At 38.5% G+C, this 19,573-nt stretch carries 15 protein-coding genes; 1 reads left to right on the forward strand and 14 read right to left on the reverse strand.

Annotation, left to right across the window (positions count from 1 at the left end; translation table 11 throughout):
• Positions 1-108: 108 nt before the first annotated feature.
• The 4 genes from LPB68_RS04185 to adhE all read right to left on the reverse strand — a co-directional run bounded on the left by LPB68_RS04185 (position 109) and on the right by adhE (position 8,325).
• Positions 109-2,199 (reverse strand): stalk domain-containing protein, encoded by a 2,091-nt coding sequence (locus tag LPB68_RS04185; protein WP_068657596.1) that lies wholly within the window; start codon positions 2,197-2,199, stop codon positions 109-111.
• A 176-nt stretch (positions 2,200-2,375) separates the two neighbouring features.
• The gene (gene pflA, locus LPB68_RS04190; protein WP_068657594.1) at positions 2,376-3,116 is read right to left on the reverse strand and encodes a pyruvate formate-lyase-activating protein; all 741 of its coding nucleotides are present in this window, start codon (positions 3,114-3,116) and stop codon (positions 2,376-2,378) included.
• A gap of 60 nt (positions 3,117-3,176) precedes the next feature.
• On the reverse strand, positions 3,177-5,438 hold the full coding sequence (gene pflB, locus LPB68_RS04195) for a formate C-acetyltransferase (protein ID WP_068657592.1): 2,262 nt from the start codon (positions 5,436-5,438) through the stop codon (positions 3,177-3,179).
• Between the two features lie 274 nt (positions 5,439-5,712).
• On the reverse strand, positions 5,713-8,325 hold the full coding sequence (gene adhE, locus LPB68_RS04200; protein WP_068657590.1) for a bifunctional acetaldehyde-CoA/alcohol dehydrogenase: 2,613 nt from the start codon (positions 8,323-8,325) through the stop codon (positions 5,713-5,715).
• Positions 8,326-8,660: 335 nt separating this feature from the next.
• Here adhE and LPB68_RS04205 point away from each other — a divergent pair, with 335 nt between their 5' ends.
• Entirely contained in the window at positions 8,661-9,377 is a 717-nt protein-coding gene (locus tag LPB68_RS04205; protein ID WP_068657588.1) for a Crp/Fnr family transcriptional regulator, read from the forward strand.
• Positions 9,378-9,501: 124 nt separating this feature from the next.
• On the opposite strand, the gene LPB68_RS04210 is transcribed toward LPB68_RS04205, so the two are convergent.
• From LPB68_RS04210 to LPB68_RS04255, 10 genes are all read right to left on the reverse strand, one after another.
• Positions 9,502-10,293 (reverse strand): formate/nitrite transporter family protein, encoded by a 792-nt coding sequence (locus tag LPB68_RS04210; RefSeq protein ID WP_068658642.1) that lies wholly within the window; start codon positions 10,291-10,293, stop codon positions 9,502-9,504.
• 13 nt (positions 10,294-10,306) lie between these two features.
• Positions 10,307-10,627 carry a nitrite reductase small subunit NirD gene (gene nirD, locus LPB68_RS04215; protein ID WP_068657586.1) on the reverse strand — a complete coding sequence of 107 codons (321 nt, stop codon included), beginning with the start codon at positions 10,625-10,627 and terminating at the stop codon, positions 10,307-10,309.
• 36 nt (positions 10,628-10,663) lie between these two features.
• Entirely contained in the window at positions 10,664-13,105 is a 2,442-nt protein-coding gene (gene nirB, locus LPB68_RS04220; RefSeq protein ID WP_068657584.1) for a nitrite reductase large subunit NirB, read from the reverse strand.
• A gap of 170 nt (positions 13,106-13,275) precedes the next feature.
• Positions 13,276-13,995, reverse strand: a complete 720-nt coding sequence (ric, locus tag LPB68_RS04225) for an iron-sulfur cluster repair di-iron protein (protein WP_068657583.1) — start codon at positions 13,993-13,995, stop codon at positions 13,276-13,278.
• Between the two features lie 83 nt (positions 13,996-14,078).
• Positions 14,079-14,765, reverse strand: coding sequence for a hypothetical protein (locus tag LPB68_RS04230; RefSeq protein WP_068657581.1), 687 nt, complete (start codon positions 14,763-14,765; stop codon positions 14,079-14,081).
• A gap of 164 nt (positions 14,766-14,929) precedes the next feature.
• A complete protein-coding gene (locus LPB68_RS04235; RefSeq protein ID WP_068657579.1) occupies positions 14,930-15,247 on the reverse strand; it encodes a winged helix-turn-helix transcriptional regulator in 318 nt (105 codons plus the stop codon).
• 251 nt (positions 15,248-15,498) lie between these two features.
• Positions 15,499-16,467, reverse strand: coding sequence for a sugar phosphate isomerase/epimerase family protein (locus LPB68_RS04240; RefSeq protein ID WP_068657578.1), 969 nt, complete (start codon positions 16,465-16,467; stop codon positions 15,499-15,501).
• Between the two features lie 53 nt (positions 16,468-16,520).
• Complete coding sequence (locus tag LPB68_RS04245) at positions 16,521-17,603, reverse strand: Gfo/Idh/MocA family protein (RefSeq protein ID WP_068657576.1); 1,083 nt, start codon at positions 17,601-17,603, stop codon at positions 16,521-16,523.
• Positions 17,596-18,363, reverse strand: coding sequence for a sugar phosphate isomerase/epimerase family protein (locus LPB68_RS04250; RefSeq protein WP_068657574.1), 768 nt, complete (start codon positions 18,361-18,363; stop codon positions 17,596-17,598). The genes LPB68_RS04245 and LPB68_RS04250 overlap by 8 nt, the downstream gene beginning before the upstream one ends.
• A 66-nt stretch (positions 18,364-18,429) precedes the next feature.
• Entirely contained in the window at positions 18,430-19,524 is a 1,095-nt protein-coding gene (locus tag LPB68_RS04255) for a Gfo/Idh/MocA family protein (protein WP_068657572.1), read from the reverse strand.
• Positions 19,525-19,573: the final 49 nt, after the last annotated feature.

The following is a 19,573-nucleotide window of genomic DNA, read 5'->3' on the forward strand; positions in this document are numbered from 1 at the left end:
ATGCAACATTATAATGTCAACGTCAATTCAGCACCACAATACCGTTTACTAACAACAAAAAGAGGACCTTAATATTTTAAGGTCCTCCTTTGTGAAACATCTATTCTATTATTTCCGCTCTGGCATCTGTTGGAATAATAAATTTACTGGTAAATTACTACCTGGTGCAGGTGTGAACCAAATTTCAACCTTTTGTTCATGATCCCCTGTTCGATAGACTACACTTGTATCATTCGGAGTAGCTAACGATCCAGCAGCACCATTGCCCTCTGGTAAACCTATAATATTTCCATTTACCAAGAGCATTCCCGAATATTCTCCTCCACGTGGATTGAACGTGATGAGTGTATTCGCAGCAACACGGTTTAAAGTAACCTTATACATCACCCCAAAGTTACCAAGGTTGGATTCTGGCAGACCTGTCAAAGCATCCACACCAGTTAGATTAGGATCTCCAGTGTTATCTCCTAATGAGATACGTTGATTCGTTAAACCTAACACATCATTATATTCAATAAGACGTGTTGAATTAGGGTATGTTCCACGGTTATGAACACCATCGCGTGCAATATCCATTAAATATGGAATACTTGTAAGAGCATCCTGATCCGCATCAATCATAATAACGGTATATTCAACTGGTAAATCACTATTAACATCTGCCAATAATGAAATCACTTGCATCGGCTTCATTTCTAATGCATTTAACTCGTTAAAAATAATTTTGCTTTCGCCAGGAGCTAGTGCAACACTCTGCTCCACTAAATTATTTTGCATCGATTTATAGTAGCGCTGAACTGAAAGTTTACCCACTAATGTAGCATACATATTAGGACCAGCAAAACCAGAGTCAAGAATATTCACAGTTGCTGGCGTCAGGTTCTTATTCGTAGCAATTACATACATTCTTACATCTTTACCTAATGCATTAACATGATGCACCATGAATCGTGTCAATCCTGCAGCAGTCTCACGGTAAACAACACCCTCAGAATAGACTGTTTCAGGACTATTACTTCTTATTAATGTTGCTGGCTCCGATGTCATCGTATACTGTACTTTTTCCATAGTAGGGACAGTTGAACCATCGAATCTATATTGCCGTCCTACTGGAACAAATAATTTATTGAAGTCTGGTTCACTGTAAAGTCTTTCATTCGTAATATTGATCGTCTTCTCATAAGTCCCTACAGCACCATGTCCATCTATGACTTCGAGTTGAATCGTTACGGGACCTGATCTGAAAAAGGCTAATTCATTATTCAACCAATTACGTTTCACAATATCATTATCTTCATCCGTACTTATATCATTAATTGTAATAAGTTCACCCATTTTATATTCATCTTTATCCGTTGTAAACATAGCTACAGGTGGAAGATTAGGTGCTTTTACTTCGATAGTTATTGTGTAAGGATCGCTCCACTCTCCGTTACTATCAAGCACAGCGTAAGTAACAGTATGCGTTCCAACCTCCTGGAAAATATCTTCCCTTCCTTCCCAACGTTCTTCAACAATTGGAAATCCCTTAGGAGAAGAGGAATTAGTTACATAAGTAACCAATGTTTCACCAGCAATGATCTCTTTCTGTTGTACCGTAAATGAAGCTACAGGTTTCGTAGAAAGGGTCAGTATGACTTGTTTTTGAACTCCATCAAATACATAAGGTATATGAAGTGCTTCTGTAATAGCAGTCAATGGAACCATAAATATATTCTCTTGTTGGTATGACGTACCCTTCATTACTTGCGAGACACCATTAACAGTATATTTATTACTGTTAAGTTTGAATCGTAGTTCATTACTACCACTTATAATAACAGTTTCCTTTGTCTTACTATCATATGTAAGAGTTAGGCCAATGCGATCCACCAATGAACGAACGGCAATATAAGAGACACCCTTCTTCACAGTCATAGGTTGACTCGCAGTATATAAAATACCATCTTGAAGCATTTCCGCACCATTTACTTTAAGGATTAATTTACCTGATGATGCCAAATCTGTTGATGTACCGTTTGCTTCACCAGTATTATCAATAATCAAAGGATCTGTCTCACCCGCATCTGATCCATATACCGCTTCTGTTACTGCAGTATCAGATTTTATCGGAGTTGTATCATCCGCACTTACCGGTGTAATCATTGCAATTTGTGACACGGCAAAAATAGCTAAAAAAGTTAGTTTCTTAAAATTCATCCTTCTGCTCCTCTATTCCCAAATCTGTCTGGTATAATATTCATCTTCTATAATAGACGCAATTTATCACAAATAGTTGCTACTTTGCAATAAAGGAATTTTACATTGGTAAATTTTAGAAAAATAGGATGTCCCAAGTTATTATTAAAGATAACCTTTGGGACATCCATTTGTAATTAATTTACTGCGTATGATTGGTTTCTACCTGCTTCGATCAGTCGGTAGGCTCGCTGTATTTCATCTTCAGAAGGTGATGGAACTCCTTGTAGTGGGTATTCTTTACCTAATGCTTCCCACTTATAAACACCCATCTGATGGTAAGGAAGAATTTCGAATTTTTCTACGCCACTTAATGTTCCTATGAATTGACCTAATTGGACAAGATCTTCTTCTTGATTATGAATACCTGGTACATACACATGGCGTATCCACATTTTATGACCATTTTCTGATAACCATTGAGCCGTTTTAAGTGTTTTCTCATTGCTCTTTGAAGTTAGCTTAATATGTTTCTCGTCATTAATATGTTTAATATCCAAGAGTACCAAATCAGTTACATCTAATAAATCCTTAATTTTATCCGGATCATTAAAACCGTTACTATCTAATGTCGTATGAAGATTCCATCGTTCCTTCACTTCTCTAAATAGTTCAGCAACAAAACGGGCTTGTAAGCTAGGTTCGCCTCCTGAAACGGTAAGACCACCGCCAGAGGAACGATAATAGTTGATGTATGGCTCTATCTCAGATAGAGCCTCCTCAACCGTCATTTCTTTGCCCTCATTTAATCCCCAAGTATCTGGGTTATGACAGTATTGACACTTCATCAGGCAACCCTGCATAAATAGGACAAAGCGGATACCTGGCCCGTCAACCGTTCCAAAAGTCTCCAAAGAGTGCACATGTCCTTTAATCATAAGAAGCCACCCTTTCTGCATCCGCTGTCTAATATCGTTAGTTATTTAATGTTTTTTAATTTACATTGAACCATGGAATGTACGATTAATAACATCCATTTGTTGTTCACGAGTCAATTTAATGAAGTTAACCGCATATCCAGAGACACGGATCGTCAATTGAGGATATTCTTCAGGATGTTCCATCGCATCCATCAATTGATCACGATTAAATACGTTGACATTAAGATGATGAGCGCCACTACCGAAATATCCATCCAGCATCGCTACAAGGTTAGATTTACGAATTTCTTCTTCTTTACCTAATGCCTTAGGAACGATAGAGAATGTATTAGAGATTCCATCCAAGCTATCTTCATAAGGAAGTTTAGCAACAGAGCTTAGTGAAGCGAGTGCACCCTTCTTATCACGTCCATGCATTGGGTTAGCACCTGGTGCGAACGGTTCACCTGCTTTACGTCCATCTGGTGTATTTCCGGTTTTCTTACCGTACACTACATTTGAAGTAATCGTCAAGATTGACTGTGTCGGCAAAGAGTTACGATAAGTTTTATTCTTACGAATCATACTCATGAAGGATTCAACCAATTTAACGGCAATTTGGTCAACACGGTCGTCGTTGTTACCGTAGCAAGGATATTCGCCTTCAGTTACAAAGTCTACTGCAATTCCATTTTCGTTACGAACCGGTTTAACTTTAGCATATTTGATGGCACTCAATGAGTCGGCAACAACGGATAAACCAGCAATACCACAAGCCATTGTACGAAGAATATCACGATCATGTAACGCCATTTCAATACGTTCGTAAGCATATTTATCATGCATATAGTGGATTACGTTAAGCGTATTTACGTACAGATTAGCCAGCCATTCCATCATTGGTATGAAACGTTTCATCACTTCATCGTAATCCAAGTATTCGGAAGTAATTGCTGGATATTCTGGACCAACTTGCGTACCATATCTTTCATCCTTACCACCGTTAATTGCATAGAGAAGGCATTTAGCTAAGTTCGCACGAGCCCCAAAAAATTGCATTTGTTTACCAATTCGCATAGCCGATACGCAGCAAGCAATACCGTAGTCATCGCCATAGATTGGACGCATCAAGTCGTCGTTCTCGTATTGAATTGCACTTGTTTCAATGGAAACTTTAGTACAATATTTTTTGAAGGATTCAGGCAATCTTTCTGACCAAAGCACTGTTAAGTTCGGTTCTGGAGCAGCTCCCAAATTGTTCAGTGTGTGCAAGAAACGGAAGCTACTCTTCGTAACACGAGTTACCCCGTTTACAGACATACCACCTATGGATTCAGTTACCCAAGTTGGATCGCCACTGTATAGTTCGTTATATTCAGGAGTTCTAAGGAATTTTACAATTCTGAGCTTCATAACGAAATGGTCAACCAGTTCTTGAGCAGTTTCTTCAGTCATTGTTCCTTCGGCAAGATCACGCTCGATGTATGCGTCAAGGAAAGAGGATACACGGCCGAGGGACATAGCTGCTCCGTCTTGTTCTTTTACAGCTGCTAAGTATCCGAAGTATAACCATTGGAATGCTTCTTTTGCAGTATTTGCAGGTCTGGAAATATCAAATCCATACATTTCACCTAGTTGTTTCAATTCGCCTAAAGAACGAATTTGCTCGGACAATTCTTCGCGAAGGCGAATTACATCTTCATCCATAACAGCAACTTCAAGATCTTTCAACTCATGTTGTTTTTGTGTGATCAGGAAATCTACACCGTAAAGTGCTACACGACGATAGTCACCAATAATCCGTCCACGGCCGTAAGCATCAGGCAATCCTGTAATTATTCCAGTGTGACGAGCATTTCTCATATCTGCAGTATAAGCATCAAAAACACCTTGATTATGTGTTTTACGAACATTTGTATACAAGTCTACAATTTCAGGTGGCAAGTCAAATCCGTAAGCTTTACATGCTGTGATGACCATTCTAACACCGCCATTAGGACGAATCGTGCGTTGGAATGGTGCGGAACCTTGTACACCAATAATTTGTTCTTTGTCTTTATCTAAAAAGCCTGGCGCATGAGAAGTTATGGTAGATGGTGTGTTGACATCAACATCTAATACACCGCCAGCTTCTCTTTCTTGCTTGGACAAGTTCGACACGATCTCCCACAATGCTTTTGTGTTTGCAGTCGCTCCCTCCAAGAAAGACTCGTTACCCTCATAAGGCTTAATGTTAGTATCTAGGAAATTACTTGTGTTGACTTCTTTCATCCATTTTCCTGCTTTGAAACCTCTCCACGCATTTTGCACTTTTAGCACTTCTTTTTCGATCACCGACATCTTAATCCCTCCATCTATATATTTATATTTCTTTGTAGAGATCATGAGTTTGAAGGAATCTCATGCCTCTCAGACTCTAGAATGTGATCTTTTTCACATTTATCAATACACTTTTTTTAATAGAGTCTTTATCTGGTTTTATTATAGTTCAAATACTAGTAAATAACAGTGACAAATATCACTTTCAAGGTGATATTTGTCACTTTGATTCCACAAAATTTTTATTTATAATTCTCAATTTTACAACCATCTCTTTTTTATAACTAGGTAAATATTATTCGAATCTTCCATAGAAAGCATCTCTATATACATCAGCAAGTTCTGTTACTAAAGGTAATTTCGGGTTCGCTGTTGTACATTGGTCTTCAAAGGCACGATCTGCCAAGTAATCAACACCTGATTCAAATTCCTTAGCATCAAAGCCAATTTGTTGGAACGACTCCTCGATACCCAATGTTTTATTCATTTTACGAATAGCATTGATCAAGCTGTTTACGCCTTCTTCAGTAGTACGTGCAGGCAATCCAAGAATGCGTGCAATTTCTGCATAGCGTTCGTCAGCTACAAAATGCGAATATTTCGGGAACGAAGCAAACTTCGTTGGTTTTTTCGCATTGTATCGAATAACGTGTGGCAACAGAATAGCATTTGTACGACCATGAGCAGTGTGATATTTTCCACCCCATTTGTGCGCTAAGCTGTGGTTAATTCCTAAGAATGCATTGGCAAAAGCCATACCTGCAATAGTGGAAGCATTGTGCATTTTTTCACGTGCTAGTTTATCACTTTCCAATGCTGACTTCTCAAGATATTGGAATACCAATTGGATCGCTTTAATTGCAAGACCATCTGTATAATCGTTAGCCATTACTGATACATAAGCTTCAATCGCATGTGTTAGTACATCCATACCTGTATCTGCTACAGCTACACGAGGTAGAGAGTATACGAACTCAGGATCTACGATGGCAACATCTGGAGTTAATTCATAATCTGCTAACGGATACTTCGTATTTCCATTATTTTTATCTGTGATAACTGCGAACGAAGTTACTTCTGAACCTGTACCAGATGTTGTTGGGATAGCTACGAACTTCGCTTTTTGACCTAGCGATGGGTATTTATATATACGTTTACGAATATCCAAGAATTTTTGTTTCAAGCCATTGAAATCAGCATCTGGGTATTCATAAAATAACCACATTGCTTTTGCAGCATCCATCGGTGAACCACCACCAAGTGCGATAATACAGTCAGGATTAAATCTATTCATCATAGCTGTACCACGGTTTACTGTATCTGTAGATGGATCTGGTTCTACTTCTGAGAATACTTCAATAGCAACAGGAACTCGACGTTGACGAAGGTAATGTTCAACTTTCTCAACATAGCCTAGTTTCACCATCATAGGGTCAGTGATAATAGCTACACGAGTGATATCAGGCATTTGAGCAAGATACTGAGTTGAACCTTTTTCAAAATAAACCTTGTTCGGAATTTTAAACCATTGCATATTCACAGTACGACGAGCCACCCTTTTCACATTGATCAAATTGATTGCACCCACGTTAGAAGAAACGGAGTTTTTACCGTAAGATCCGCAACCTAGTGTCAATGATGCTAAATTTGTATTATAAAGATCACCAATAGCTCCATGTGTCGAAGGTGAGTTGACTAAGATCCGGCATGTTTGTAGGCGATCCGAGAATTTCATAATAACTTCTTCATTATTAGAATGAATAACAGATGAATGTCCCATTCCGCCAAATTCAACAATTTCAACCGCACGAGCGATCCCTTGTTCAGCATTTTTCACTTTATAACATGCAAGCACAGGACTCAATTTTTCTGCGGATAATGGATATTTCGTACCCACACCTTCAATTTCAGCTACTAGGATTTTAGTTCCAGCTGGAACTTGAATACCAGATAGTTCAGCAATCTTCACAGCAGATTGACCCACGATTACTGGATTAACAGCACATTTGTCAGCAATCATAGCACCAGCTGTTAACTTAGCAACTTCTTCTTTATTTAAAAAGTAACAATTATTTGCAATCATCTTTTTCTTCACTTGATCAAAAATAGGTTCTTCTATGATTACAGCTTGTTCAGAAGCACAAATCATACCATTATCGAACGATTTTGATAGGATTAAATCAGTTACCGCTTGATTGATATCAGCACTCTTTTCGATAAAGCAAGGAACGTTACCAGGTCCTACTCCGAGTGCTGGCTTACCGCAACTGTATGCTGCTTTAACCATTGCTGATCCCCCGGTTGCTAAGATCATTGAAATACCCGGATGATTCATTAGGATGTTAGTTTTGTCCATTGTTGGTTCTTCAATCCATTGAATACAATTAGCTGGTGCACCACATTTCACTGCAGCTTCCACCAGGATTCTTGCGGCTTCACTACTACACTTTTGAGCTGATGGATGAAAACCAAAAATAATAGGATTACGAGTCTTAATGGAAATGAGAGCTTTAAACATCGTTGTTGAAGTTGGGTTAGTAACAGGAGTGATACCCATGATTGTTCCGATTGGTTCAGCAATTTTTTGAAAACTATCATATGCATTATCTTCAATGACACCCACAGTTTTTTCGTTCTTTATACTGTGGTAGATATATTCTGTTGCGAACATATTCTTAATGATCTTGTCTTCATAAACACCTCTACCTGTTTCTTCGACTGCCAATTTTGCAAGGTACATATGTTGGTCAGAACCCGCAACTGCCATAGCCTGTACAATCTTGTCAATTTGTTCCTGATCCATTTTCATGAATTCAGCTTGAGCAATATTAGCCTTGTCAATTAAGGATTGAATATATTCCTCTGCTCCCTGTTTCTTCTCTTGAACTACTTCGTTTTTAACTGCCATCTCCACTCATCCTCCTAGTAAATTATTTGTATCTCTCTTGCTTGATTTCATCATAGCACATCCTTTTATCGATTTATAGTGAATTATTTCACAATCTTTAAAATTATTTTGATTTATTTTCATAGCGCTTTCATTTCTATAAAAACCTCTTCATTCTAATTGCTTTGATAATTCAACAGGATTATTTATCTTAAAATACTCGCTAAAAAGTGAAATTTATCACAATGTTTTAAAATTCGCCACTTTTAAAGCTGTTTATCCCCCCACAAATGTGATTTTTAACGTTATAATTAGTTTAAAATTTACTGAAAATTAAAGACAAGGGGATAACGACTATGAATGAACAACTTACTGTTATCGAAGCCCGTGGAAATACTAACTGCTTTTCTGAGACAAACTTTAATCGTCTTCTAGTGAGCATGAAGGACCGTATTATTCCTGAGGGATCACATCTTTTTTGGGAAGGTGACTTATCTGATAAGCTCTTCTATATCAAACGTGGTCGTATCAAATTAACCAACTCTACTGATGAAGGAAAAGAACTTATCTTATATATGTATCAAGCAGGAGATCTGGTTGGCCAGGCTGACCCTTTCTTTAGTACCAAACATACCTTTAATGCTGAAGTTATCGAAGAGGCTGAAGTTGGTGTTATCGAACAAAAAGATCTAGAGATATTGATCTGTCAGCATTGCGATTTTTCAATTGATTTCATGAAGTGGATGGGTATTCATCATCGTTTAACACAGACTAAATTCCGCGATTTGATGCTATATGGTAAACCAGGTGCCCTCTGTTCTACATTAATTCGTCTTGGTAACACTTATGGTGAGAAGCATGGTAATCATACTCTTATTAATAAGAAAATTACTCATACTGATTTATCCAATATGATTGGGGCTACTCGTGAAAGTGTTAACCGAATGCTTAGTGATCTACGTAAAAAGGATGCTGTTGAATATGATGGCGGAATGATTGTTATTAAGGATCTATCGATGCTTCAAGATATTTGTCACTGTGAATTATGTCCAAGTGAAATATGCCGAATCTAGGTAACTAGTTCAAATCATCAGGGTCCATTTCCAAGAGTATCATGTACTTTTGAGAATGGACCCTCTTCTTATTGTAAATGAAAAGACGACAGGCTCTGAATTACGCCTGTCGTCCTAAATATGATTATTTATCTTTTGATTTTTTCCGTACTGGGGATATATACCAATAAGCCATACCTACGAACAATCCACCACCCACAATATTTCCTAATGAGACAGGAATCATATTATGAAACCAACCCGCGATTGAAATGGTTTCAGGATGATTCGGTAGTAGGGTTGCCAGGCTGAGCAGCGTCATATTGGCCACACTATGCTCATATCCACTCGCAATAAAAGCGAATAAGCACCACCAAATCAGAATTAGTTTTGCAACTTCTTCTTTTGCTCTCATCGACATCCAGATAGCCAAACATACTAACCAGTTACAAAGAATTCCACGAAAAAACAGTTCCATAATGGGTAGATTCATCTTTTTCGCCGTAGCCGTAAACAGAAGATGCTCCGCTGGGATGTCTTTAAACAGCCCCGTGCCAATAATTAATAAGCTTAGTATAATTGCACCTAATAAATTTCCAATAAATACGATACTCCAGTTCTTAAGTGTATCCTTGATCGAGGTTCTCCCTGCTAATGTACTCGCTGTAAAAAACATATTGTTCCCGGTAAACAACTCTGAACCGGCAAAAATGACTAAAGTGAGTGCAATCCCAAAGGAAGCTCCCATTACGAGCGATTGAAAAGGAGACTTCACCGCAGCTAACGGTGCACCTAGTGAGAATATAAGAATAATCCCAATTCCCACATAAGCACCAGCTAATGCTGCAGCTACCAGATATCTTGTTAAACTTTCATTCATTTTATTCTTTTTCTGTACAGCTGATTCAATAATAGTCTCGACGTTTTGTGTATACAGATGACTCACCTCATCATAGTGTAAGATGTATTTCTCCATTCTTTACATTGACAGGATAAGTTACGACTTGACCTGTATCTGGAGATTGTACCAATCCTGTAATTAGATCAATCTTCCAGTCATATAAAGGGTCGTAGATATAATGTCCTGCTACGATCGCTTCAGCCAATGGTCCTCCCTTAGGATGTGGCGACTTATTCTCAATCGCATAGACATTCCCATCCGAAGTGCGGAATATAGCAATCTCCTGATTATCAACCATCACGACTCTACCTACTTGTAATAAATAATCATCTAGTGAACCTACAGAATATATCTTAGTAGTCATTTCCATTTGACAGATCTCCTTCCCATATATCAATCTAATTTGTTATTCAACTGAAATCGCTAATTTATGATCCTCATATAGCGCTGTGCGTGTTTTATCATCATTAAGCATTTTCTTCCAAGGATCTTCTACTTGTTGCAGCGCAATTTCTATACGTTTCACAAGTTCTTTCCGGTTATCTTGACTATCCAATATAACGGACTGAATCTTCTCAAGCCCTACTCGCTCAACCCACTCCGAGGTTCTTTCCAAGTAGTTACCTGTTTCACGGTAATATTGCATAACAGCCCCACAAATTTCTATCAATTCATCATCAGTCTTCACTTTACAGAAGCTATCTGCAATACGAGGTTTGATCCCCCCATTACCACCGATAAAGATTTCCCATCCTCCATCATTTCCAATGATACCAATATCCTTTGTACATGATTCAGCGCAACTCCGCGGACATCCATTGACAGCAATTTTAAATTTCGCTGGGAAATCTAAGCGTTCGAATTTACGTTCAATATAGGCACCCATACCCATTGAATCCTGTGTACCAAAGCGACAGAATTGCGAACCTACACAAGTCTTGACTGTACGTAATGATTTGGCATAAGCATATCCTGAAGGCATATCAAGTTCTTCCCATACTTTAGGTAGATCTTCTTTTTTCACTCCAATAAGATCAAGTCGTTGTCCACCCGTAACTTTTACAACCTTCACATCATATTTCAAGGAAACATCTGCAATCTTCTTGAGATCTTCCGGTGTTGTTACACCACCATACATTCTTGGAACAACCGTATAGGTACCATCTTTTTGAATGTTTGCATTCATCCGTTCATTCACAAATCGTGATTCTTTCTCATCCTCATGAGTTTCAGGATTCAACATGTGTAAATAGTAGTTTAGAGCTGGGCGACATTTCGAGCATCCTTCCTCGTTACTCCAACCTAGTACATTCATGATTTCACGTGTAGTCGACAATCCTTTTATTGTTATTTCTGCTATGATTTTATCCCGATCAAGAGTCGTACAACCACAAATACCTTGTTTAGCAGCCGTCTTGAATCCATCTCCTAGAACGTACTGCAATATTTGCTCAACGACTGGTTTACAGCCACCACAAGAACGTGTTGCCCCAGTACAAGCCTTAATTTCATCAACACTCGTTAATCCTTGGTTCGTAATTACATCTACAATTGTTTTTTTCGTTACACCGTTACATCCACATACAATTTCTTCATCAGACATAGTCTCAATCGATGATTGCTTACTAGCTCCACCACCACAGCATCCAGTTCCCATAATAGTGCTATAAATATCATCCGTCATTTCTGATTGTTGTTTAATCAATTTTTGCAAATTAGAAGACTCTGTCACATCACCGAATAACACAGCTCCAACGATTGTATTGTTACGAAGAAGAACTTTTTTATAGGTTCTCTTCCACTCATCTTTAGCAGAAATCACTGTATGTTCGGGTCCTTCAACAAAATCACCTGCTGAGAACACATCAACACCCGAAATTTTTAGCTTCGTTGCTACAATAGAACCTTCATAAGGTGCAGTATCCACTCCACAAATATGTTTAGCTAATACATGACCTTGCTCAAATAATGGCGCAACAAGTCCGTAACACACTCCACGATGTTGTGTACATTCACCGACAGAATATACTCCTTCTATTGATGTCTGCATGTAATCATCAACAACAATACCTCGTCCTACTTCCAATCCACTTGCTTGAGCAAGCGCGATGTTCGGTTTAATACCTACCGCCATAACCACAAGGTCTGCCATTAATTCACTACCATCACTAAATCGCAATCCGCTTACTCGTTCGTCTCCCATGAGTTCGGAAGTTTGTTTTCCCATAGCAAATTTAATTCCTTGACGTTCTAATTCAGCTTGTAGCATAGAAGAAGCACTGCGGTCCAATTGACGTTCCATAATATCTTCCATCAGATGAACTACGGTTACATCCATACCTAGATTTACAAGCCCTTTAGCTGCTTCTAAACCTAAGAGTCCTCCACCTATGACAGCTGCCTTTTTATAATTACGTGCTGCCTCAATCATTTGGTTACAGTCATTTATATCTCTGAAACCTACAACCCCTTCTTTATCACTACCAGGAATCGGTAATATAAATGGGTTAGATCCTGTAGCCATAATGATTTTGTCATATGACTCCTTCTTACCATCATCTGTAGTTATCTGTTTAGTAACCGGATCTATATGTGTCACTGTTGTTCCCGTATGAAGTGTAATTTGATTATCTCGATACCAGTTCCAATCATTTAATACAATATCATCAATCGTCTTGCTACCTTCTAGAACATAAGATAACATGATGCGGTTATAGTTAGGGTGTGGCTCACTTCCGAATACCGTAATATCAAATGAATTGTTTAATTTTAGAATTTGCTCAACAGTACTTATCCCAGCCATCCCATTACCAATAATGATTAGTTTCTCTTTTGATTGAGTTTGCATAATAGAAAGCCTCCCTTTCTGCCTTGCTTGATACTATCATTTTATACTAATAAAAATTCAAGGTTGTGATTTGATTCACATTAAATGTGAAATTAATCACAACAATGTTCACAATTATACTTAAGAAGGGTAGAGTTCTTCGTATAAACTCTACCCTTCTTTGCTACACATTAGGCTTGGAAACGTGGGAATAAAATATTATTCTCTAAATGCACATGTTCATACGTCATACGTTCAAGCTCAGCAAGTCGATCATAAGTTAAACGATAAGTAGTACAAGCGTGAGCAGGAGGTGTGAAATCATTCGTGATTTCTCTAATTTCTTTTAGAATATCACCAGCTGTGTCGTGTTCATCTTCAAGCTGTGCAATTGAATCTTGAAGTTCTGTTCTCGCAGATTCCTCAAATTGATGTTCTAATGCAATCATTCGTGGAAAGAACCGTTCTTCCTCATCAGTGGTATGTTCCAGTAATTCATCCTTCAGTCTTGTATATAAAACATATACCTGTGCCAAATGAAGATCATGACTTCCATGAACTCGATTAATCTTTACCACATTCTTATTGATTTCAGGAAGTTCCTCACGTAAGTAATCATGATGCTTTTTCACAATATAGTTAATCAAAGATGGAGAGTCCATTTCCACGAAATTCTTCATACTATCCTGATCTTCATGTAGACCAGCATAGGTAGCTGCTAAATGGTTTAGCTCTTCTAATACTTGATTCATCTCCAATCCTCTTTGCTCAACAGCATCTTTGAGAGGTCGTTTACCTCCACAGCAGAAATCAATTTTACGATCACGGAAGTAATCACTAGATTTTGGAAATCTTATAACAATATCACTAATGATATGATCAGCACTAAAAACAAGAGATTCAATTGACATTACAAATTCCTCCTAGTCATCTTTTCTTTCATATATAGGCTATACCGAGATGAAGAGAAGGTTTGTGATTACAGTCACGATATCTATTTTTGATTGATAAATGTTTCCTTGAAGGTTCTACGACCATTATGATCCTGAATATATGGACTAATTCCTTTGAAAAGTTCTTGATGCAAGTATACGCCAGTCATCCAGGTTGCTGGTAATGAAATACCATCCAACTCAATTGTTAAGGAGGGTGCAGAAATATATTCTTGATATATTGGGATGTCTACATTATGTTTCTTGATTAATTTACCGCGTTTAATAAGAGGGGATGTACTCATATAAGTAGGTACGAAATACAAAGAGATTGTCTCTAATTCTTCTCCAGTATAAAATACCTCCTGGTCTAATAAGGGATGGAATAAGCTGATCTTCTCAAATTGAGACCAGATCACCATTTGTAGAATCATGATCTGTAATTTGGTATTTGGCATACAATTCTGTAACACATTAGAATCCATATCCGTTTGCCATTCATACCCAACACACTTCCAACCCTTCGGACTTTGAATCCATTTTTGAAATATACCAGAATGAGCGGCATTCTTATGAGGAGCGGTGGTACTTCGCGAAATTGCGTTATCACATATGATCTGAGGCATAAAACGACATAACATTGCCGCTGCCTTATTATAAACAGATTGAACTTTTAGCGAAGCAGATTTTAATTCAGAGATATCATTTCTACCATACACAAGTGGGTGGGTTAGCTCTACTCTTCGCATTTCGTTCCCTCCTTTGGTATAGAATAATTCATTTTTTATCCAATTATACTATGACTTCTTATTAACGCGACTAATTTATGGGAAAATACAGTAAAAAAACCCTGATTTCATTATATGAAAAAGGGTTTTTTCTTTGCGCTAATGTTCAATTTATAGTATTGGCTTTAGTCAATCCAGCTTTCAGCCCACAACTGAATTTGCTGCATAACAGGTTGTAGACCTTTACCTTTGTCTGTTAGTTCATACTCAATTCGTACCGGTGTTTCCGGGTACACATGCCGAACTAGAATTCCTTCACATTCTAAATCCTTCATTCGTTCAGATAACATTTTATCACTCATCGAAGGAATTAAATTAGAAATATCTTTAAATCGTTTGGGCCCACTCATCAATCCTTGAATAATTAACCCATTCCATCGTTTGCCCAAAAAAGAAAATGCTGTTTCAAAGCGCGGACACATTCGTATTTGATCAGTTTCCATGAAACTTTCACCTCTTTGTAGTATAACTTATTATCTAACTGAGATATATTGATAGTATATTATCAAAAAATACTTTCGATTAGTAAGTACATTTCATTTTAACACATTCACTATTTATTTTAAACATTCAATTGGAAATTTTATAATATAAATTATAACATAGCAATACTTAATTTTTCTAAACCCTATGTAAAAGACGACTACCTATCGGTAGTCGCCCTCTATCTACAAGCTATATGCGCTTGTTCTTTCTACACCCACCACATATCTCCAAGTGGTTCTTCGATAAGTACTTGTTGAAGATTCTGTACCGCCTTCGAGAAACCTTCCTCAATAGACATTAGACCATCCTCATGTTCAATACTAACGACATAATCATATCCAACCAAACGTAGAGCGCTGATAATATCTGCCCATGTTTTGATGTCATGACCATAACCAACGCTACGGAATTGCCAAGCACGATCCAACATATTCTCATATGACTGCATATCTGTAAGACCATACCGACTTACATTAATTGGATCGATCACAGTATCTTTAGCATGGAAATGATGAATAGCTCCTGCACGACCTAGGATATGCACCGCCTGTACGGGATCAATTCCTTGCCACCACATATGACTCGGATCTAAGTTCGCCCCAATCGTCTCACCCGCTGCTTCGCGTAGCCGCAGCAGCGTTGCTGGTGTATGTACAGAGAACCCACCATGAAGCTCTAGTCCGATTTTGATATGATGATCTTTGGCGAATTTGGCTTGTTCTGTCCAATAAGGAATAACCTTCTCTTCCCACTGCCATTTCAATACTTCTTGAAAATCATTCGGCCAAGGTGCTACTGGCCAGTTCGGATATTTAGCATCTTCATGATCACCTGGACATCCAGAGAATGTATTCACCACAGGCACTTCTAACTTTTCGGCAAGTAAGACCGAATTCACAAAATCATCATGATCCGCTTTCGCAAGATGTTTTTGCGGATGAAGTGGATTACCGTGACAGCTAAGAGCACTGATAGTTAGTCCACGTGATTCCACTGCTTTTTTGAAGTTTTTCAGTTCTGTGTCATTGTTTAGAAGATCCGCTGGGTTGCAGTGCGCTTTACCTGGATTTCCACCTGTTCCGATTTCGACAGCCTTCAGACCTTTAGAAGCCACATAGTCTAATGCATCCTCAAGCTTACGTCCACCAAACAACACCATAAATACGCCTAATTTCAATGTTATCCCTCCTAATTTTTTTTACATTTTCTATTATTTATACTATCAATCAATTATTCAAAATATACTGCTTTACCTGTTTTTGCAGATTCATAGATCGCTTCAAGAATTTCAGTTACGACTAATGCTTGTTCTGGTTTAACAACAGGATCTTTATCTTCTATAACAGCCTCTAACCACAATCTTGCTTCACGATCTGCATCAGATTCTGTCGCGCCAGTGTAGAAAGCAACCCCACCTGCACCAAGATCAACTTGTGTTTCATACAGACGGCTTAATTTCTCCCCGTTAATGGTTAGACCATCTTTCATATCTGCTCCACCTTCTGTACCTGCTAGAACAGTCTTCGCTTCACTAAATTCACGAACATTCAGTGCCCAGCTTGATTCTAGCACAATGGTAGCCCCATTCTCCATCGTGATGAAACCAAATGCAGAATCCTCTACTTTGAATTCTTCAGGATTCCATGGTCCGAAGGCATTGGCTGCATTCTCACGATGTCCAAGCTTATGGAAGGTTGAACCCATAACACTCTTAGGCTTGTAGTTATCCATCAACCATAACGTCAAATCAAGGGCATGCGTACCGATATCAATAAGCGGACCTCCACCTTGCTTCTCTTCATCTAGGAAGACACCCCATGTTGGAACAGCACGACGACGAGTTGCTAAAGCCTTACCGTAATATACTTCCCCCAGCTCACCATTCTCACATAATTGTTTCAAATATTGACTATCATCACGAAATCTATTTTGATACCCAATCGTCAGTTTTTTACCTGTGCGCTTTGCGGCTTCCAACATTTCTCTTGCTTGTGCTGCTGTTTTGGCCATTGGCTTTTCACACATTACATGTTTACCCGCTTCAAGTGAAGCTACCGTAATCTCGGAGTGAGAATCATTAGGTGTACATACGTGAATAACATCAATACTTCCGTCTTTAAGTAACTCACGGAAATCACTATATACTTTGGCGTTTTCTACACCATATTTCTCAGCAGCTTCTTCTGCACGTTCTTGAACAATATCACAAAAAGCTACTAGTTCAGCATTCGCTTGTTTAGCTAGGCTAGGTAAATGTTTACCTGTAGCAATACCTCCACAACCAATAATTCCGATTTTTAATATTTTAGACATTGATAGGTCCTCCATTTTGTACGAATTTTTTTACCCATGCCATACTTGTTGCAATACTCTCAAGAGGTGGGTTCTGACAAATATCTTGTTCAACTACAATCCATTCTGCTCCTACTTGATCTGCAGCTTCAGCAATGGCAGCTAGATCTACTTCACCATGACCCAATTCAACAGTAAGTGCTGAGCCGTCTACTTGTCTCTTTACATCTTTCCAGTGAACAATAGGTAAGCGTCCCGCATAATTATGAACATACTCTACTGGATCAAATCCAGCAAAATGCACCCAACAAGTATCCATCTCAACTTCTAGTTGTGAAGCTGGAACTTCCTCATACATCGCATCGAATACCGTCTTATCCCCATAAGATTCCGTGAATTCAAAATCATGATTATGATACAACAACACCATATCTTGCTCTTTACACTTTTCACCAAGAACCTTGAGATTCGCAAATACCTCATCCCACTTACGTTGCTCCTCAGATAGATAAGGAACGATAATATATTTATTTCCAATCTCCTTATTATACGTAATAATGGCATCTAAATTCGCTAACATATCCACGTATTGTGTATGTGTTCCAATAGCTATAAGGCCATTCTCGTCTAGTAGTTTTTTGACTTCAGAGCTACTACGACCGAAAAAGTCATGAAATTCTACACCTTTATAACCAAGTTCAGCTACTTTTTTCAGCGTTCCTTCGAAATCTTGTTCCATTTGGTCACGAACGGTATATAGTTGTAATCCTAGTTGTAACATTGCTTATTCACTCCTATTTAATTTATTTTTAGTTCTTAGCTTTAACTTGCAAAATATTCATTGGTTTCACACAACTTCGGTAGCCATTACATGTTGTTGTCCATATTGGTAAGTGCTTTCTAGAATAATATGCTTACCTTCCGTAGATGATTTCTCGAAGGCATACATCGCTTCAAGCACATGGTAGGCTAATCTTCCACTCGCTTGATGATCTCGTCCTGCGTGAATGGATTCCGCCATGTCGCGAACACCGATGCCACGTTCATTATGAGCACTTTTAAATATAGGAGTTAGTATTTCCCATTGCTCCTCACCTCTACGACGTAATTTCACATCACCATCAAAGAAATTAGGATCTGGGATGGCTAGTGTCCCCTCAGTTCCGTAAATTTCCAGACAAGGTAGAGCTGAACCTCCAGGAATATCAAAACTCATAATCATTGTGGCTATCGCACCCTCCTCGAAGTCAAGCGTTCCAGAGAAGTGTGTTGGCGTTTGAACCGGAATCATAGTATCCTTCTTCGGTCCAGAACCAATGACTCTTGTAAATATTTGTATTCCAGCAGAAGCACTGATCCGATAGATCGGCCCAAGCAAGGTAACTAACGCTGTTAAATAATACGGTCCCATATCAAACATTGGACCTCCACCAACTTCATAGAAGAATTCAGGAGATGGATGCCATGACTCAGGTCCTCCTCCCATCAGAAAACATGTAGCAGAGATCGGTTTCCCAATAAGTCCATTAGCAATGGCCTGCTTCGCTGTCTGGATTCCCGAGCCGAGAAATGTATCTGGAGCCGAACCAACACGCAATCCTCTATCTTCAGCTAGATCTAATACTCGTCTACCATCTTCTAAAGAAATAGCCAAAGGCTTCTCTCCATAAACATGTTTCCCAGCTTTCAACACAGCTTCATCAATAGCAGCATGCGTTGCTGGAAGAGTTAAGTTAATAATAAGTTCAATCTCTGGACGAGCCAGCATTTCTTCCACACTGTATACGCTTGCAACTCCATACTCTTGTGCCCGCTCCTTCGCACGATCCTGGACCAAATCTGCACAAGCAACAACTTCTATCATAGGATCACGCTTTAAATTCTCCAGGTATATGGCACTTATATTACCACATCCAATAATACCTACCTTTACCTTTTCCATTTACTGTCACTCCTTTTGCGCAAATACAGATGTGACATTCACAATCTAA

The sequence above is a fragment of the Paenibacillus crassostreae genome, from assembly GCF_001857945.1.
GTDB lineage: Bacteria > Bacillota > Bacilli > Paenibacillales > Paenibacillaceae > Paenibacillus_AQ > Paenibacillus_AQ crassostreae.

Coding starts and splice junctions, on each gene's coding strand:
- LPB68_RS04185 (WP_068657596.1), bottom strand. CDS start 2,199: ATGAATTTTAAGAAACTAACTTTTTTAGCTATTTTTGCCGTGTCACAA.
- pflA (WP_068657594.1), bottom strand. CDS start 3,116: ATGATTAAAGGACATGTGCACTCTTTGGAGACTTTTGGAACGGTTGAC.
- pflB (WP_068657592.1), bottom strand. CDS start 5,438: ATGTCGGTGATCGAAAAAGAAGTGCTAAAAGTGCAAAATGCGTGGAGA.
- adhE (WP_068657590.1), bottom strand. CDS start 8,325: ATGGCAGTTAAAAACGAAGTAGTTCAAGAGAAGAAACAGGGAGCAGAG.
- LPB68_RS04205 (WP_068657588.1), top strand. CDS start 8,661: ATGAATGAACAACTTACTGTTATCGAAGCCCGTGGAAATACTAACTGC.
- nirD (WP_068657586.1), bottom strand. CDS start 10,627: ATGGAAATGACTACTAAGATATATTCTGTAGGTTCACTAGATGATTAT.
- nirB (WP_068657584.1), bottom strand. CDS start 13,105: ATGCAAACTCAATCAAAAGAGAAACTAATCATTATTGGTAATGGGATG.
- ric (WP_068657583.1), bottom strand. CDS start 13,995: ATGTCAATTGAATCTCTTGTTTTTAGTGCTGATCATATCATTAGTGAT.
- LPB68_RS04230 (WP_068657581.1), bottom strand. CDS start 14,765: ATGCGAAGAGTAGAGCTAACCCACCCACTTGTGTATGGTAGAAATGAT.
- LPB68_RS04235 (WP_068657579.1), bottom strand. CDS start 15,247: ATGGAAACTGATCAAATACGAATGTGTCCGCGCTTTGAAACAGCATTT.
- LPB68_RS04245 (WP_068657576.1), bottom strand. CDS start 17,603: ATGTCTAAAATATTAAAAATCGGAATTATTGGTTGTGGAGGTATTGCT.
- LPB68_RS04250 (WP_068657574.1), bottom strand. CDS start 18,363: ATGTTACAACTAGGATTACAACTATATACCGTTCGTGACCAAATGGAA.
- LPB68_RS04255 (WP_068657572.1), bottom strand. CDS start 19,524: ATGGAAAAGGTAAAGGTAGGTATTATTGGATGTGGTAATATAAGTGCC.